A 16617-nucleotide genomic window follows, 5' to 3' on the forward strand; every position below is an offset into this window, starting at 1 on the left:
GGCCTACTCTTCTGAACTGACGACCTGCTGGCGCGGGCGGAAGATGTGATTATTGCCATCCGCCGTTAACAATTCACGTAACTTCTGACCACCATGTTCATCCGCCTGCGCGAACTGCCGTTCCGTTTCAGTAATCGGCGTAGTCCAGAGCAGAGTCGGGCGATCGCCGTCGCGTTTTGGCAGCGAGAACTGCGCCTGTTCGGTTGCCAGCTCATTGGCGAGCAGGAAGCTTTCAAAGCCGACGGGGGCCACTTCCGACGCCAGCGTATGGCCCTCGCCCAGCCAGGTCAGCCGCGCCCACGGCAGATGCACGAACTCCGCCAGCGCGCTGGCCATCTGCACCGCGTTGCCTTCGGTCATGACTTCACCGTCAACCGCCATGCCGAGTTCAATGCGGCGATACTGCGGTGCCAGTTCATCAAACAGATAATCGACCTGCGGCATCGGCCGGATGCTCATGCCGATGGTCAGGAAATACCAGACGCCCTGATGCCAGTGCTGGGAGATCGCCATCGGCGGCCAGCTGCCCTGATCGATAGCGTAATACTTTACTGACTCGCCAAAGCGCGCCTGATAGCAGGCCATCAGATCGTTCTGCACCTTATCCCACTCGCTGCCGTCGTGCCATTCGCGCCAGAACTGACGCTGATGCTCCGCACGGGCGTAGTAGTCATTGGTTGATGCCGAACCCAGCGGTGCCGTCAGCCGGTTCTTTTTGATGCAACCTGCAGAGAAGCTCACCTGCTTCTCCTGATAGAGGCTCCAGCCAGGGATCACCGCCAGCAGTTGGCCGTAGTACCACAGCGCCGCGCCATCATCGCTCGGCTCCCATAGCACCTGCAGACCGGCTGGATCCAGCGCGGGTTCTGCTTCCAGATTACGGCAATACTCGGCGCTGAGCAGCGGCGCTATGCCCTGCTCCATTGCCTCGCGATCTTCCTGCGCCGGTGCCGGCAGCAGGTTTCGTAGCCAGCAGCCGCGTACCGCATACTGGCTGCGGAACAGGTCGGTTGGCCAGATGTAAAAATAGGCAGTGCGCTCATCCTGTTCGACAATGGCGGTCAGGGTGCGCTGCTGATTGTGGACTTCAGCAATCAGGGATTTGTACGTCATAGTGCCTCGACAAAGCCTGGAGGAATCCATTTTCCCCGAGAATAGAGCAGGATCCTGGCTGCGGCTATCTGAGACAAGGGTAATAGTCTCAAAGTGTGGGAGTTGGAGGTGTGGTGAGGGTTTTTGGTGAAGTGCTGCGCTTTGGAAGTGTGGCCGTTGTTAGTATCAGAGACCACTATGAGCGAGGAGCGTAAGTTCGGAATAAATACTCATATTGAGGATACTCAGGAGACGTGGGCAAGCCATTCCAGAATCGTATGTTTAATTCAGCACAACGGTGTTTATTAAATATCCTTTTTACCTTAACCATTAATTAAATTTCTGGCCGACTGTATAAATCTTTAACCCATTCATAGTCATTTGCTGCAGACGCAATTGATCAGCTTATTCTGGCGATCGCTTGAGTAGTCGCCTGCTACTTATTATTATGGCATCGCTGATTACCGATGGAGCGGCCTTTGGTTGTTTACAGCTGATAATCAGAGAGTATTATCGATGATGTAATGTATAGGGAGATAAAAAATGGACGCAGCATTGCTTGAAATAATGCGCTCAGGCGGGAGGAATAAAGCCTGGGCTGAAACAATGGTCAACCTTGAAGCCAGGAAACTTATCGATACAGCTAACAGGTTGTCAGCTTTCTATCTCAGGGATGGGCTAACCCGGTTGCAGTTCGTCCAGGAAATAAAATCGGTTATTGACCGGCAGTTCGCCGCCGCCCGGCAGGCGAAATCTGATGAAGAATGCATGAAGTGCGTTAAGCACCTTAGGTCAGAGACAGAAAATCTTGAAGAGCAGGGACAATTGCTGCGTTCAAAGACAGCAGAACTCTACGCCAAAGTGGAGTTTGTGCGTGAAAACAACAAAATTGTGGGTTACATGATTTCCGCTGTTCGTGTTGTAATTTCAGGTTTTGCTGTTGTCGGCGGTGCTTTGATGATATCGACAATGACGCCACTCGGCGCACTGGCCGGTGCCGTTCTCGTTATGGACGGGCTTAATGGGCTGTCTAAAGAACTCATTCCGCGCCTCTCTGGCGAGAACACAGAAGGCATGTTTGCCGATGGTGCAATGCAAGCTGCTGAATTTATGGGTTTTAAGCCAGAGTCAGGACTGGCTTTTTATAATACGGTAACGCTTACTGCCGATATTTACAGCATTAGGGGGCTGGCGAGAAAGCCTGGCGCATGGCGGCTGTTCAGATGGATGCCCCGTGATTACTTCCGTAAAGTTGACACTATGAGCCGTCCGAAGCTGACCATGAAAATCGTTGGCTGGGGTGTTAAAGCTAAAGTGATATTTGATTTACTCAGCCTAAACGAGCAATCACGCTAACTCTTTATTCAACCGGCAGTAACGCCATGACTTCCAGGCCAGCATTGGCGGTTGAATAAACGTCACTATGACTACCCCGATTAGCAGAGACAGGCCTCCGCCTAAAATATATGTTTTAGTGGAGAAACACAGAAGAAATATAAAGACTAACGTGCAGCCAGAAATAATCCATAACAGCACCCTGAATCTGTTTTTTAAATCCGCTACGGCTTCCCCCAGAGTACCGCCATAGCTTTCAAGGTTATTTTTAATTTTTTTCAAATCAGCATCAGTAAAACCCGACTTTAGCAAATCTGCCTCACTAACTTTCATGGTGCTTCACCTTTCATCCATAAAATGTGCATTCATTCTACCGCAATTATATACGCGTATGTCTCTCATGCGGCAACTTCCGTCGCTGGCACAAAACGGATGTTAGTATCTGCCCCAATCAGCCTGTTGTAACTAACCCCCAATAAGTTAACGTCTGCACAAAAGCACCTGCCCAGGCCCCGATATCTAACACTGCGGTTGAGTAATCCTTTATGCGCTAAAGCAATCCACCCTTTTACCAGTGAACCCCTCACCCCACCACCCTTCCCATCCGCACCATCGCCCGATACCAGGCACCGCGCTGAATCGACCACCTTAACCCCACCGCAATCGCATTAATCTTCCGGTCAATGATCGCCTGCTGAAAGCGGCCGATCTCAGTACCGGACATTGCCTGCGCCCAGGCTGGCATCAGCCCGAATCCCGACTTCAGCATGATTTTCATCACCGGTTTTGCCTGCCAGCTGGGTGCGGGAGCATTCATCAGCAATCGCGTCACTTCGGCAGTGCGATGATCAAAGCGCAGCTCTGAACGCATCTGTTGCAGATAATCCGCAACATCAACAACGCTTTTCGGTACCTTCTCCGCCCCCAGCGCTTCGGCAACCTGCGCCGCCTCCTGATAGTACTGATCCTGCTCGGCGCGGCTGAGGTGTGGATTTTTGTAGCGCAGATGGGCGGCCAGGAAACGGCTGGTCTCCGCCACATGCACCCAGGTCAGCAGATGCGGATCGCTGGCGGCATAGGGTTTGCCTTCGCTATCAACGCCGCTGACTTTCAGGTGAATGCGTTTCACCCGGTCAATCAGCGTCTGTGCATCCTGCGAATTACCGTAGGTGGTCACGGCGATAAACTGACTGGTGCGCCGCAGGCGGCCCATCATATCTTCGCGGAAATTGGAGTGATCCCAGACGCCCGCCAGCGCCGCCGGATGCAGCATCTGCAACAGCAGCGCGCTGATCCCGCCGCACATCATGGAGGTGAAGTCACCGTGGACGCGCCAGATCACGCTGTCCGGGCCAAACAGGCCGGGATCGCCAGGCGGTTGAGAGAGGTCAAATTCATTCATCGACAGGCCGTTAAGGCGAAATACCTGCTGCTGAATGCGGTCACGCAGATTAATCATGATGGCTCTGATAGTGGATATGACGCGGCGCGCCGTAGCAGGACGCTAACGACGCGCCGCGTCACCTTCCCCTGACGTCAGGGGAAAGGCTGACGGTTATAAATAGTTGAACTGCCCATCCTCGGTACGAACGGAATCGAGTCCAATCATCACGTTGAATTTGCCGGGCTCTGCAACATGCTGCATCTGCTGGTTCCAGAACTTCAGCGCATCCACGTCGATTTTAAAGGTCACGGTTTGCGACTCGCCCGCTTTTAGCATGATGCGCTTAAAGCCACGCAGCTCCTGCACCGGACGGCTGATGGAAGCGACCGGATCGTTGAGGTACATCTGCACCACCGTCGCGCCATCGCGTTTACCGCTGTTGGTCACGGTCACGCTGGCTTCAATGCTGCCGTTACGCGGCATAGTCGGCGAGGACATTTTTACCGGCGACACGGTGAAAGTGGTGTAGCTCAGGCCGTAACCAAACGGATAGAGCGGGCCATTAGCCGCGTCGTAGTAGTGCGACGTGTATTTGTTCGGCTTAGCAAAGTTGTAAGGGCGGCCAGTGGGCAGATGGTTGTAGTAGATTGGAATCTGACCCACTGAACGCGGGAAGGAAACCGGCAGCTTGCCCGACGGGTTGTAGTCGCCGAACAGCACATCGGCGATGGCGTTGCCGCCTTCGGTGCCGCTGAACCAGGTTTCCAGCATCGCATCGGCCATCCGATCTTCATTCACCACTGACAGCGGGCGTCCGTTCATCAGCACAATCACCAGCGGCTTACCGGTGGCTTTCAGTGCTGCTAACAGCTTCTGCTGGCTCGGCGGGATCACCAGGTCGCTGCGGCTGGAGGCTTCGTGCGCCATACCCTGCGCTTCGCCCACGGCGGCAACTACCACATCGGCCTGCTTCGCTTTGGCGACCGCGTCATCAATCAACTGCTGCGGTGAACGCGTATCCACGGAAACCGCCTGCTCATAGAGGTTCAGGAAGTCCTGAATCCCTTTGTTATCGGTAACGTTGGCGCCCTTCTCATAGAGCAGCGTAGCCTTGCCTTCGGTGGCATTGCGCATGCCCTGCAGCAGCGAAACGGATTGCTTCGCCACGCCAGCGGCGGACCAGCTGCCCATAATGTCGCGCTGACTGTCTGCCAGCGGACCAATCAGGGCAATGGTGCCCGATTTTTTCAGCGGCAGCGTTTCCAGGCGGTTTTTCAGCAACACGATGCTTTTACGCGCGACGTCGCGCGCTTCAGCCCGGTGCAGACGGCTTTCCGCATTGGTGTCCTGCGGATCGCTCTCTTTCGGACCTAAATGGCTGTAGGGATCGTTAAACAGGCCCATGTCATATTTGACGTTGAGCACATGGCGCGCCGCATCGTCAATCTCCGCCATGGTGACGTCGCCGCTCTTCACCAGAGCGGGCAGATACTTGCTGTAATATTCGTCGCTCATGCTCATATCGACGCCCGACTTCAGGGCGATGCGCACCGCTTCCTGCGGATCGCTGGCGACGCCATGCTTGATCAGCTCTTTGATTGCGCCGTGGTCGCTGATGGTGATGCCTTTGAACTTCCACTTATCGCGCAGCAGATCTTTCAGCAGCCAGCTGTCCGCCGTGGCGGGTACGCCATTGATCGAGTTCAGCGCCACCATCACGCCGCCGCTGCCTGCATCCAGTGAGGCTTTATAAGGCGGCAGATAGTCCTGGAACATGCGCTGCGGGCTCATGTCCACGGTGTTGTAATCGCGTCCGCCTTCCACTGCGCCATAAAGTGCGAAGTGCTTCACGCTGGTCATCACGCTGTAGCGATCGGCAGCACTTTTGCCCTGCATCGACTGCACCATGCTGCGACCCATTTCGCTGGTGAGATACGTATCCTCACCGAAACCTTCGGAGCCACGGCCCCAGCGCGGTTCACGGCTGACATCCACCATCGGCGCCCAGGTCATGTTCAGGCCATCGTCGGCCGCTTCATAGGCAGAGACGCGCCCCACCTCTTTCACCGCATCCAGATCCCAGCTCGACGCCAGCGCCAAAGGAATCGGGAAAATGGTGCGCTGACCATGAATAACGTCGTAGGCGAAAAACAGCGGGATCTTCAGGCGGCTGAGCTGCATCGCCTGATCCTGCATCGCGCGGATATCCTGACGGGTTACGGTATTAAAAATCGCGCCAACCTGACTCTTCTGAATCATGTCGCGAATCACTTCTTTCGGATTATCAGGTCCGACGCTGATTAAACGCAGCTGGCCGATCTTCTCGTCCAGCGTCATTTTTTTAAGCAGTTGGTTGACGAAGGCATCCCGCGCCTGTTCGGTCATCGGGTGGTTACCTGGCACTGTCTCAGCCAATGCCGGTTGCATCGCGAGTGAGACAGCGAGACTAACAGAGTAAATCCATTTCATCAGGTTGGGTTCTCTTAAGTAACTGCGCAATATCGAATAAACAGGCGGCAGTGTGCCACAAGATGAGAATAGCAGGTAGCTGCCGCTGTCACACTGCGTTGAGGTGAGTTGACGTGCTACAGTTAGGACGCACTGATAAGACAAGGGAATTGCTCATGATACAAACCTCTGCCCTGCTTTCTGACCTGCGCCGCCTGGTCGGCCCTACCCATCTGCTGACTGAACCTGAACAGACCGCGCGCTATCGCAAAGGCTTTCGCTCCGGCGAAGGCGAGGCGCTGGCGGTGGCGTTTCCCGGTACGCTGCTGGAGCTCTGGCGGGTACTGCAAACGCTGGTGAATGCCGATGTCATTATCCTGATGCAGGCGGCGAATACCGGCCTGACCGAAGGCTCGACGCCGCATGGCGACGATTACGATCGTCCGCTGGTGATTGTCAGCACCCTGCGGCTGGACAAGCTTCAGCTGATTGACGAAGGCCAGCAGGTGCTGGCGTTCCCCGGCAGCACACTCTATCAGCTGGAAAAAGCGCTGAAGCCGCTGGGGCGTGAACCCCACTCGGTTATTGGCTCCTCCTGTATTGGTGCCTCGGTGCTGGGCGGCATCTGTAATAACTCCGGCGGATCGTTGATAAAGCGCGGACCGGCCTACAGTGAAATGGCGCTGTTTGCCCAGATTGATGCGCAGGGAAAACTGAAGCTGGTGAACCATCTCGGTATCGATCTTGGGACGTCACCGGAAGAGATTCTGGGGCGGCTGGATGACGACCGCTGGCAGCCCAAGGATGTGCAGCACGATGGCCGTCACGCCTCCGATCATGAATATGCCGACCGGGTTCGTGAAGTAGATGCGGATACGCCCGCCCGCTATAACGCCGATGCGCGTCGCCTGTTTGAAGCCTCCGGTTGTGCCGGGAAACTGGCGGTCTTCGCGGTGCGACTCGATACCTTTGCCAGCGAACCGCAGCAGCAGGTGTTTTACATCGGCACCAACGAACCCGGCGTTCTCAGCGATATCCGCCGTCACATGCTGGCGCATTTCACCCATCTGCCGGTGGCGGGCGAATATATGCACCGCGACATCTATGACATTGCGGAAGTCTACGGCAAAGATACCTTCCTGATGATCGACAAGCTGGGCACCGACAAGATGCCGCTGTTTTTCACGCTGAAGGGACGGGTTGATGCCTGGCTGAGCAAACTCTCTTTTGTTAAACCACACTTCAGCGATCGCCTGTTGCAGCGCCTGAGTAAACTGTTTCCGGCGCATCTGCCGAAACGCATGAAGCAGTATCGCGATAAATATGAACACCATCTGATGCTGAAGATGTCTGGCGACGGCGTGGCGGAAGCGCGTAACTATCTGCGCGACTACTTCCGTGAAGGCGGTGGCGAATTCTTCGAGTGTGAAGGCAAAGAAGGTGCGCACGCCTTTCTGCATCGCTTCGCAGCGGCGGGTGCGGCGGTGCGCTACCACGCGGTGCATTCTGATGAGGTCGAAGATATTCTGGCGCTGGATATCGCCCTGCGTCGTAACGATGCGGACTGGTTCGAAACCCTGCCCGATGAGATCCGCGCCTCGCTGAGCCATCGTCTCTACTATGGCCACTTCTTCTGTCATGTGTTTCATCAGGATTACATCGTCAGAAAAGGGGTCGATGTGCATGCGCTCAAAGCGCAGATGCTGGAGATTCTTCAGGCGCGGGGTGCTGAATATCCCGCTGAACATAATGTCGGACATCTCTATCAGGCCAAACCGCAGCTGGCGGCGTTCTATCGCCAGCTCGATCCCACCAACAGCTTCAATCCTGGGATTGGCAAAACCAGCAAGCAAAAGGGATGGGCGGTGAAGCAGGTTTAATCGCCTTATCGATCAGCCTGCTTATCTGAGCAGGCTGATTGTCATACAACCGGGAGGCCCGTTCGCACCGCCAGCTTCCCGTTGCAGCAGTCCTGCCAATAGCTAACATCTTCATCAGAAAATTAATCTCCCCTCCCATATTGCACCTGCTTTATTTTATCTCATCGGGTTCTGCGCAATAGTTCACAAATCACCATGCTGCTAATTGATAATTCGCGTCGCGAAAAATAGAGTACCGCCACAATAATAATATTCTGCTTAATTATCCGGATTGCATTCAGGGAGGAATGATCATGCGAAAAATTAATTACGCGTTAGCGTTAGTTGAAATAGCCACCGTATTAATAGCGTTAACTGCAATAAGTTCATCACCGGCTTACGCCAGCGGATTTATTGAGGACTCATCGCTTAAAGGTAATGTTTTTTACTGGCAGCGTCAGCGAGATCGCAGAGACACCGATCCCGCCAGTGAATATCAGGGGCAGTATCGGGCTAATTTACATCATGCCTCGCTCAACAGTAATCTCGACTATCAATCAGGCTATGCCGGAGAGTGGATTGGTCTGGACCTCGCCATTTTCGGTGCTGCTGAGCTTTCCAACAGCGGCCCCGCCGCACCCAATGAAATTGGCTTCAGTAAGGCGCGTACCCGCTGGGATGAAAAGTGGAATGGCGACAGCGGCGGTGCTTCTGTTTATAAAGCCGCACTGAAATTAAAATATAACGATTACTGGTTGCGTGCCGGTTATATTCAGCCAACCGGCCAGACAATTATTGCGCCACACTGGAGTTTCTTACCCGGAACCTATCGCGGTGTCGAAGTCGGTGCGCTGTATGATTTCCAGCAGGCTGGTACATTATCGCTCTCCTGGATGTGGAGCGACAAATATAAAGCACCCTGGTATCGTGATTTATATAATTTTCGCCAGGCTGATGGCAAAACTTCTGTCAGCTACCTGCATTCGTTCGGTATGAAATATGACTTCAAAAATAATCTGGTGCTTGAGGGCGCATTTGGCCAGGCGGCGGAATATATGGATCAATATTTTGCCAAAGCCTCGTGGTCAGCTACGCCCGGTGGCAATGCACTTTACACCAGCTATCAGTTTTACGGGGCACACGACAAAGTAGCGGGCGGTGCCGCTAATCCGCGTGATGTCTATGACGGCCTGGCCTGGTTACAGGCAATCACGGTCGGCTATACCGTCGGCCCGGTTGATCTGCGACTCGAAGGCAGCTGGGTCAAAGCAGAGGGGAATCAGGGCTTCTTCCTGCAGCGCATGACGCCAGGCTACGCCAGTTCCAATGGACGACTGGATATCTGGTGGGATGCCCGTTCCGACTGGAACGCCAATGGCGAAAAAGCGATCTTTGCCGGGGCGATGCTCGACTTAACGCCGTGGCAACTGGCGGGATGGAAAGTGGGCGCATCGTACGTCTGGGGCTGGGATGCCAGACCCGCCACGCTGCCCACCGTTGACCAGAGCCAGCGGCTGAAAGAGTCCGCCTGGAACCTTGATCTGAGCTATCAAATCCAGCAGGGCCGCGCCAAAGATACCCTGTTTAAACTGCATTACACCCGCTACGACAATCACAGCAATCTGCCCAGTTACAGCGGCGGTTACGGCAACATTTTTCAGGACGAGAAGGACATCAAATTTATGGTTATCGTGCCGTTTACACTGTTCTGAGGCCCTGCAGATTCCCGGATATCTCTTCAGCAGCAAGGATGAATCAATATGTTTAAGTTAAGCCTTATCGCGCTCACTCTGCTGGGCGTTGCAGCCACAGGTCACGCCAGCTCGTCAGCGCAGCAGGTGGTGAATCAGATCAGCCAGTTTGGCGTCACTTATCAGGTGAACGATAATCAGGCCGCCCTTCATGGCACCGACTGCGCCGCGCTGGGTGCCGACTATGCCGCCTGCAATCGCGCCACCATTACCCTGACCAATAACGGCCCTGCCCTGACCGATAAACACTGGGCAATCTACATGAGCAACGTCCACCAGACGCTGCGGGTCGATAACGAACAGTTCAAAATGACCCATCTGGTCGGCGACCTGACCCGACTGGAGCCGACTGAGAGGTTCACCGGTATTGGCGCGGGCGAATCGGTGCAGATTCCGATCGTTAACGAATACTGGCAGCTGTTTGCCACGGATGTGATGCCGCGCTGGTATGTGACGTCCGGGCAGGCCACCCCCAAAATTATTGCCAGCACCGATCATGAAGATCCCAGCCAGTTTGTGTTGCCGTTGGGGGATAACTGGCGACGCAGTGCCGATGACCGGAATATCCTGATGCAACCCGCCAGCCGGTTTGATAAAAACAGCGACGTTGCCACCCTGCCCGCTTCCGCGCTGCGCGGTCAAATCACACCCACGCCGCTTGAGGTGAAACTGCGTCCGCAGGATGCCGATCTCAGCCGTGGCGTCAGTCTGTCTCTGACCGGGCTGACCCGTGAAACCGGTGAGGCGGTAAAGCAGCGTCTGGCCCTGCTCGGCCTGAAAGAATCGCCTGATGGATTTGCTATCAGGACGCAGATCAAACCCGATCACTTCAGCGGCAAACAGGCTAAACCGGGTGCATACGATCTGGATATCACTCCCCGCCGCGCCATTGTGGTGGGCTACGATGCTGCCGGTGCGTTCTACGGTCTGATGTCGATTCTCTCGCTGATACCCACCGAAGGCGCGCCGCGTATTGCCACGCTGGAAGCCCATGATGCGCCACGCTTTGCCTATCGCGGCGCGTTTCTTGACGTTGCCCGCAACTTTCACACTAAACAGGCGGTCATGCGGCTGCTTGATCAGATGGCGGCCTGGAAGATGAACCGCTTCCACCTTCACCTCACTGACGATGAGGGCTGGCGGATTGAAATTCCCGGCTTACCGGAACTGACTGACGTGGGGGCTAAGCGCTGCCATGACCTGAGCGAACAGCGCTGCCTGCTGCCGCAGCTCGGTTCCGGTCCGTTCAGCGATAACAACGGCAGCGGCTATTTCAGCCGTGCCGACTACATCGAGATTGTGAAGTATGCCCAGGCCCGTCACATCCAGGTGATCCCGGAAATCGATATGCCCGCCCATGCCCGTGCCGCCGTCATCGCCATGGAAGCACGCTATAAGCGGCTGATGAAGGAGGGACAATCTGAACAGGCCAGTGCTTATCGCCTGATCGATCCCACCGACGACTCTAATACCACCTCGGTGCAGCTCTATGACCGCACGAGCTATCTTAATCCCTGCATTGCGGGTTCGCAGCGGTTTGTCGATAAAGTGATCGGTGAAGTTCAGGCGATGCACCGGGAAGCGGGACAGCCGCTCGGCGTCTGGCATTTTGGCGGTGACGAAGCGAAGAATATCCGGCTGGGTGCTGGCTACTCGGATAAACGCGACCCTAAACCGGGCACCGGTCTGCGCGATTGGAGTAAAGAAGATCTGCCGTGGGCGAAATCGCAGGTTTGTCAGGCACTGGTGAAGAGCGGTAAAGTGGACGATCTGGCGCACCTGCCTAGCTACTTTGCCCTGACCGTCAGTGACATCGTTAACCGACACGGTATTGGCAAAATGCAGGCCTGGCAGGATGGTTTAAAACATGCCAAAGATTCAGCATCCTTTGCCACACCGCGCGTCGCGGTCAACTTCTGGGACACCCTCTACTGGGGCGGTTTTGACACAGCCAGCGACTGGTCACAGAAAGGTTACGACGTGGTGATCTCCAGCCCCGATTATCTCTATCTGGATTTTCCGTATGAAGTTAACCCGCTGGAACGCGGCTATTACTGGGGCACGCGCTTCAACGACGAGCGCAAAATCTTTGGCTTCGCGCCGGACAACCTGCCGCAGAATGCTGAAACCTCGGTGGATCGCGATGGCAACTTTTTCAGCGCCAAATCAGAAAAACCCTGGAGCGGTGCTTACGGCATTTCGGCCCAGCTGTGGAGCGAAACGGTACGCACTGACGCTCAAATGGAGCACATGATCTATCCTCGCCTGTTTGCAGTAGCGGAACGAAGCTGGCACCGCGCCAGCTGGGAGCAGGATTACAAGGCAGGTCAGGAGTATGTGGGGGGTAAAACCCATCTGGTCGATCAGCAGGCGCGTCTGAATGACTGGCAGAGATTTGCCAATCTGCTGGGACAGCGGGAACTGGCGAAGCTGGATAAGGCGGGTATCGATTATCGCCTGCCGGTGCCGGGAGCCAGGATCGTTGATGGCATCCTGTCGATGAATGTGGCCCTACCGGGCGTTACGCTGGAGTACAGCCTGGACAAGGGCACAAACTGGCAGCGCTACGATGCCACCAGACCGCCGCAGGTCAGCGGTGCGGTGGCAATTCGCTCGGTGAGCCGCGACGGGCAGCACACCAGCCGCGTTGAATCTCTGTAAAAAGCGGAGTGAGAACGGGCTGAGAAGCCAACGTTTGAACATAAAAAAAAGGCCGACAGAAGTCTAATGGCAGTCAGTTAAGCGACAGGGGATAACGCAGTCTGGTGCCGGGCAGGGGCTGGCGGTCCTCGCGCCGCTGCGCGGTTCCTTCACTTCATTCGCCTGCCTGACGGACCGACGGGGATGGCACATCCTGTGCCGCCCCGCCTTTCGCCCGCGTCCTGCGGGCTCTCCTGGCAGACTCATTCTGTTCAGCGCTGCGGATTACCTGCCCCTGCCCGGCCCCAGCCTGCTCTGAAACTTCAGTGTGTATTCTTAAAAAGGGCACGATAGTGAAGGCCTGAGCGCCGCTGTTGCTCGCTCGCCCAGAAAAAAAGCTGCCACGTTTGACCGTGGCAGCCTTTACAAATCAGATCTTAACTGATCAGCATTAGACAGCAGTCGACCCTTTCACACCTAAACCAGCTTCTCTTCGGGTACCGGCTCCGCACCCGCCATCTGCTGACGGCGCTCGATAATCATGGTTTGCGGTGTGGAGAGCAGAATGCCCTCTTTACGCAGACGCGTCAGAATATCGAACAGCAGGTCGCTCTTCGCCCCTGCGATCTGGCGCTGACCCGCCACGTTACCGGTGACGCTCAGTATAATTCCCTGCTGAGTCAGATCTTTAAACGAAACGGATGGCTCTGGCGTCTCCAGAATGCGTTCATTTTCGTTGTAGACTTCCAGCAGGATATCGCGCACTTTCGCCGGATCGATGTCGAGCGGGAACGTCAGCGTAATCGTGACCACCCCCTGCGCATTACCCATGGTGGCATTTCGCACGTTCTGCGAGATAAACTGCGAGTTCGGCACAATCACCGTGGATTTATCGCCCAGCTGGATCTCGGTAGCGCGCACGTTAATCCGGCGGATATCCCCTTCGATACCGCTGATGCTCACCAGATCACCAACCTTCACTGGCCGCTCGGTCAACAGAATCAGCCCCGAGATAAAATTCTTCACAATCTCCTGTAAGCCAAAACCGATACCTACCGACAAGGCACTGACGATCCAGGCCAGCTTATTCCACTGCAGACCCATGATCGACAACGTCAGCAGGATGACCAGTACATAACCGATGTTGCTGAACAGCGTCACCAGCGACACCCGCATGCCCACATCCATGGTGGTTTTCGGCAGAAAATCAGTGTCGAGCCAGCGGCGCACCGTTCGCAGCACATAGATGCCGACGATCAGGCAGATAATCGCATTCACCATATGCGCCGGGACGATATTCAGGGATTCAAGCCCTTTACCGCCCCAGAACTCAATCACTTTTTGCAGCAGTTCAATCGGCGTTGAAGAGGCAAAAGTCCCGTTGACCAGCGCCAGCGCCACAACCAGCACCAGGAAGGTTTTGCCAATTGCCGTCAGCAACGTAGCCGTTTGCTGCAGATGACGCTCATTGATGTTAAGCGAACTCTGAATACGGCGACCGGTTGCGTTACTGGTCGAGAACAGGCTCTCACAGCCATCGTTGAGCAGATGACTGAGGAAGTAGAACGAACCAAACAGCAGGCCGCACCAGATCACTTCATAACTCAGGAACCGCGCCAGCGTGACGTAACCGATGAGCAGCGACACCAGAATGGCGATGCCGGTCAGCGTCAGGCCCATCTGGATCAGTCCGACCAGCGTAGAGCGAGCCTCTGGTGGTGTGCCCGCCTGGGTCATACGGCGACGAACCCGGTTGGTGCGCATGCTAATCGCCAGCGCGGTAGTACCAATCAGCAGTGCCGTCAGCCCGTTGGCAAAAATGGTGGTATTCAGGCTGGTGCCGACGCTGTAGTTAAACGCTTCGACCGTCTGGAAGATAAAGACCAGCACGGCGGTAATCGGTGGAAACGGTTTTAACGCCATCGCCACTTCATTGGAGATGGTCGGTAACCGCCAGCTGGGGCGACGGGTAGAGAGGAAAGCGCGTCCCAGTCCGGCAATCAGGCCACAAAAGACACTGAGCCGAACCAGTTGATCCACAAAGTCCTGAACGTTTTCAGAAACCTCATCACGGCGGGTAAAAGCCAGGGCGATAAAGTTAAAGGTGAGGACGACAGCCACCAGGGTGGTCAGGGCTATCGCTGCCGCCAGGAAACTGCGGCGCAGCTTCCCTTCCGGCAGTTTGTGAATGCTAATCCAGGCCAGAAACTCTTCGCTGTAACGACGGCCAGCCGTCATTACCAGCATGGCAGCCAGCAGCCAGAAAACACTGCCCACGCGCCAGCCCGGCTCCCATGAGAGTGCCGCAGTGTCCTGCAACTCCTGCAGGAATTCACCGATTTTCTCGCCATCCAGATCCTGACTATTGAGCAGCGGTGACCAGAAGCGCGGCCCCAGAATGGTGCCGGAGTTCAGCGCCAGTTGGCTTTTCAGCTGATCGCGGCGCAGGTTAACAATCTGCGAGGAGAGCATCAGCGCGCCATTTTTAATGCCTTCGGCCTGTTTGATCTGGTCGTCGAGTTTGCTTTTCTGACTCTCCAGCGCGTTACGCTTGCGCGTCACTTCCGACGTCTCTTTTACGCCGCTGTCGGCTTTAGGTGCCGGCCCCAGAACCTGCAACTGGGCTTCCAGTTGCTGGCGATCGGGGAGCAGCGCCTGGCCCAGCGTGTCGGCACTGCCTGAGAGCTCAAGCGCCATTTCATTCAGCTGAGTCAGCTTGTTTTCGCCAGCATCAACGGAAACCTGACTTTTAATTTTATCGAGGATCTTCTGCATTTTCGGCAGTTCAACCGCAGCATTCAGCTTCGGCGGCGCATCCTGTTCCTGAGCAGCAGTGGCCTTATCATCCGCGGCCAGCGTCAGCGCCGGGGCAAACGCCACCAGCGCCAGCATTAACAATGCAAAAAAGGATCGTAGCTTAAACATATGAGTAAGATTCCGGCAGCTTAAATCAGGCGATCTTCCCTCGCCAGTCGCGCGTAGTGTAGGGCTTTGCAAGGGATGGCAATATAGGAATAACGGGCATTTTTCGGGCTAATTCGGTGCAGACAGAAGCGTGAAAATCGCTGTACGCCTCTGCCTGCATCATCCCGGATACCCGCTCAGCCTGCAGGTAATGCCAGTGTCCGCAGCGCGCAACACCGGCTATATTCTACTCAACGTCGGCGCTGCTGGCCCCATTACTGGCAACCTGGCCCGACTTCTGTTTTTTATAGGCCAGTGCGGCAGCCGGCACCGGCGCCGCTTTACCGGTCTCAATCCAGCTGCGCAGACGGTTAGCGTCGGCGAAGTGGGTATATTTGCCAAAGGCATCCAGCACCACCAGCGCCACCGGACGATTATTAATCATGGTGCGCATCACCAGGCAGTGGCCCGCCTCATCGGTGTAACCGGTTTTGGTCAGCTGAATATGCCAGTCATCTTTATAGACCAGATGGTTGGTGTTGCGGAACGGCAGCGCATAGCTCGGATGGGCAAACACCGCCGTCTCCTCTTTAGTAGTGCTGAGCGCGCCAAGCAGCGGATATTCCCGCGTTGCTTTGAGTAATTTAACCAGATCCTGCGCGCTGGAGACGTTTTGCGTCGACAGGCCGGTTGGCTCCACGTAGCGGGTCTGTTTCATGCCCAGTGACCGCGCTTTCGCGTTCATCGCCCGGATAAAGGCGTTATAGCCGCCCGGATAAGCATGAGCCAGGCTGGCGGCGGCGCGGTTTTCCGAGGACATCAGCGCCAGCAGCAGCATATTACGGCGGCTGATCTGGCTGTTGAGCTTAACGCGTGAGAAGACACCCCGCATTTCCGGCGTCTGGCTGACATCGACGGTTATCATCTCGTTCATCGGCAGATGCGCATCCAGCACCACCATAGCAGTCATCAGCTTGGTGATGGAGGCAATGGGCCTGACCCGATCAGGGTGGCTGGAAAACAGCACTTTATTGGTCGTGAGATCGACAATCATCGCACTGCCAGAGGCGATCTGCGGCTGAGCAATCGGCGCCAGTTGCGACAGCGACGTCGTCGCCTGCGCCGGAAGTGAAACAATCTGCCCTGAAACGAGCAGCGCCAGCGAAAGCAGGGTAGAACGAATTTTTGCAGGCATCGTAGAAAA

10 protein-coding genes are annotated in these 16617 nt (G+C 55.6%); 4 read left to right on the forward strand and 6 right to left on the reverse strand.

Going from position 1 to position 16617, the window contains the following annotated elements; all coding sequences use genetic code 11:
• Positions 1–3: 3 nt before the first annotated feature.
• Positions 4–1113 (reverse strand): suppressor of fused domain protein, encoded by a 1110-nt coding sequence (locus ACX8ZY_RS13910; RefSeq protein WP_033766757.1) that lies wholly within the window; start codon positions 1111–1113, stop codon positions 4–6.
• 522 nt (positions 1114–1635) lie between these two features.
• On the opposite strand from ACX8ZY_RS13910, the gene ACX8ZY_RS13915 reads away from it, so the two are divergent.
• Positions 1636–2448: a DUF4225 domain-containing protein gene (locus tag ACX8ZY_RS13915; RefSeq protein ID WP_122889071.1), complete on the forward strand. Its 813-nt coding sequence runs from the start codon at positions 1636–1638 to the stop codon at positions 2446–2448.
• Here the strand turns inward: ACX8ZY_RS13915 and ACX8ZY_RS13920 are convergent.
• The 3 genes from ACX8ZY_RS13920 to bglX form a co-directional block, all read right to left on the reverse strand.
• A complete protein-coding gene (locus tag ACX8ZY_RS13920; protein ID WP_031591701.1) occupies positions 2440–2760 on the reverse strand; it encodes a hypothetical protein in 321 nt (106 codons plus the stop codon). The two genes, ACX8ZY_RS13915 and ACX8ZY_RS13920, sit on opposite strands and share 9 nt — an antisense overlap.
• A gap of 250 nt (positions 2761–3010) precedes the next feature.
• Complete coding sequence (locus tag ACX8ZY_RS13925; RefSeq protein ID WP_335570041.1) at positions 3011–3886, reverse strand: oxygenase MpaB family protein; 876 nt, start codon at positions 3884–3886, stop codon at positions 3011–3013.
• A gap of 96 nt (positions 3887–3982) precedes the next feature.
• On the reverse strand, positions 3983–6280 hold the full coding sequence (gene bglX, locus ACX8ZY_RS13930) for a beta-glucosidase BglX (protein ID WP_010669690.1): 2298 nt from the start codon (positions 6278–6280) through the stop codon (positions 3983–3985).
• 155 nt (positions 6281–6435) lie between these two features.
• Here bglX and dld point away from each other — a divergent pair, with 155 nt between their 5' ends.
• The 3 genes from dld to ACX8ZY_RS13945 all read left to right on the forward strand — a co-directional run bounded on the left by dld (position 6436) and on the right by ACX8ZY_RS13945 (position 12530).
• Complete coding sequence (gene dld / locus ACX8ZY_RS13935; RefSeq protein WP_010260312.1) at positions 6436–8139, forward strand: D-lactate dehydrogenase; 1704 nt, start codon at positions 6436–6438, stop codon at positions 8137–8139.
• Between the two features lie 293 nt (positions 8140–8432).
• Entirely contained in the window at positions 8433–9830 is a 1398-nt protein-coding gene (gene chiP / locus ACX8ZY_RS13940; protein WP_459260142.1) for a chitoporin ChiP, read from the forward strand.
• Positions 9831–9878: 48 nt separating this feature from the next.
• Entirely contained in the window at positions 9879–12530 is a 2652-nt protein-coding gene (locus tag ACX8ZY_RS13945) for a beta-N-acetylhexosaminidase (RefSeq protein ID WP_421665048.1), read from the forward strand.
• Between the two features lie 456 nt (positions 12531–12986).
• On the opposite strand, the gene ACX8ZY_RS13950 is transcribed toward ACX8ZY_RS13945, so the two are convergent.
• Together ACX8ZY_RS13950 and pbpG are read right to left on the reverse strand one after the other, a co-directional pair.
• The gene (locus ACX8ZY_RS13950) at positions 12987–15434 is read right to left on the reverse strand and encodes a DUF3772 domain-containing protein (protein ID WP_010260302.1); all 2448 of its coding nucleotides are present in this window, start codon (positions 15432–15434) and stop codon (positions 12987–12989) included.
• A 226-nt stretch (positions 15435–15660) separates the two neighbouring features.
• Positions 15661–16608, reverse strand: a complete 948-nt coding sequence (gene pbpG / locus ACX8ZY_RS13955; RefSeq protein ID WP_010669685.1) for a D-alanyl-D-alanine endopeptidase — start codon at positions 16606–16608, stop codon at positions 15661–15663.
• Between the last annotated feature and the right edge of the window lie 9 nt (positions 16609–16617).

It is taken from the genome of Pantoea sp. XAF26B01_ASV70 (assembly GCF_054512635.1).

What these genes read in the sequence shown, in the direction of transcription:
- ACX8ZY_RS13910 (WP_033766757.1), bottom strand. Translation starts at nt 1,113, where the DNA reads ATGACGTACAAATCCCTGATTGCTGAAGTCCACAATCAGCAGCGCACC.
- ACX8ZY_RS13920 (WP_031591701.1), bottom strand. Translation starts at nt 2,760, where the DNA reads ATGAAAGTTAGTGAGGCAGATTTGCTAAAGTCGGGTTTTACTGATGCT.
- ACX8ZY_RS13950 (WP_010260302.1), bottom strand. Translation starts at nt 15,434, where the DNA reads ATGTTTAAGCTACGATCCTTTTTTGCATTGTTAATGCTGGCGCTGGTG.
- ACX8ZY_RS13925 (WP_335570041.1), bottom strand. Translation starts at nt 3,886, where the DNA reads ATGATTAATCTGCGTGACCGCATTCAGCAGCAGGTATTTCGCCTTAAC.
- chiP (WP_459260142.1), top strand. Translation starts at nt 8,433, where the DNA reads ATGCGAAAAATTAATTACGCGTTAGCGTTAGTTGAAATAGCCACCGTA.
- dld (WP_010260312.1), top strand. Translation starts at nt 6,436, where the DNA reads ATGATACAAACCTCTGCCCTGCTTTCTGACCTGCGCCGCCTGGTCGGC.
- pbpG (WP_010669685.1), bottom strand. Translation starts at nt 16,608, where the DNA reads ATGCCTGCAAAAATTCGTTCTACCCTGCTTTCGCTGGCGCTGCTCGTT.
- bglX (WP_010669690.1), bottom strand. Translation starts at nt 6,280, where the DNA reads ATGAAATGGATTTACTCTGTTAGTCTCGCTGTCTCACTCGCGATGCAA.
- ACX8ZY_RS13945 (WP_421665048.1), top strand. Translation starts at nt 9,879, where the DNA reads ATGTTTAAGTTAAGCCTTATCGCGCTCACTCTGCTGGGCGTTGCAGCC.
- ACX8ZY_RS13915 (WP_122889071.1), top strand. Translation starts at nt 1,636, where the DNA reads ATGGACGCAGCATTGCTTGAAATAATGCGCTCAGGCGGGAGGAATAAA.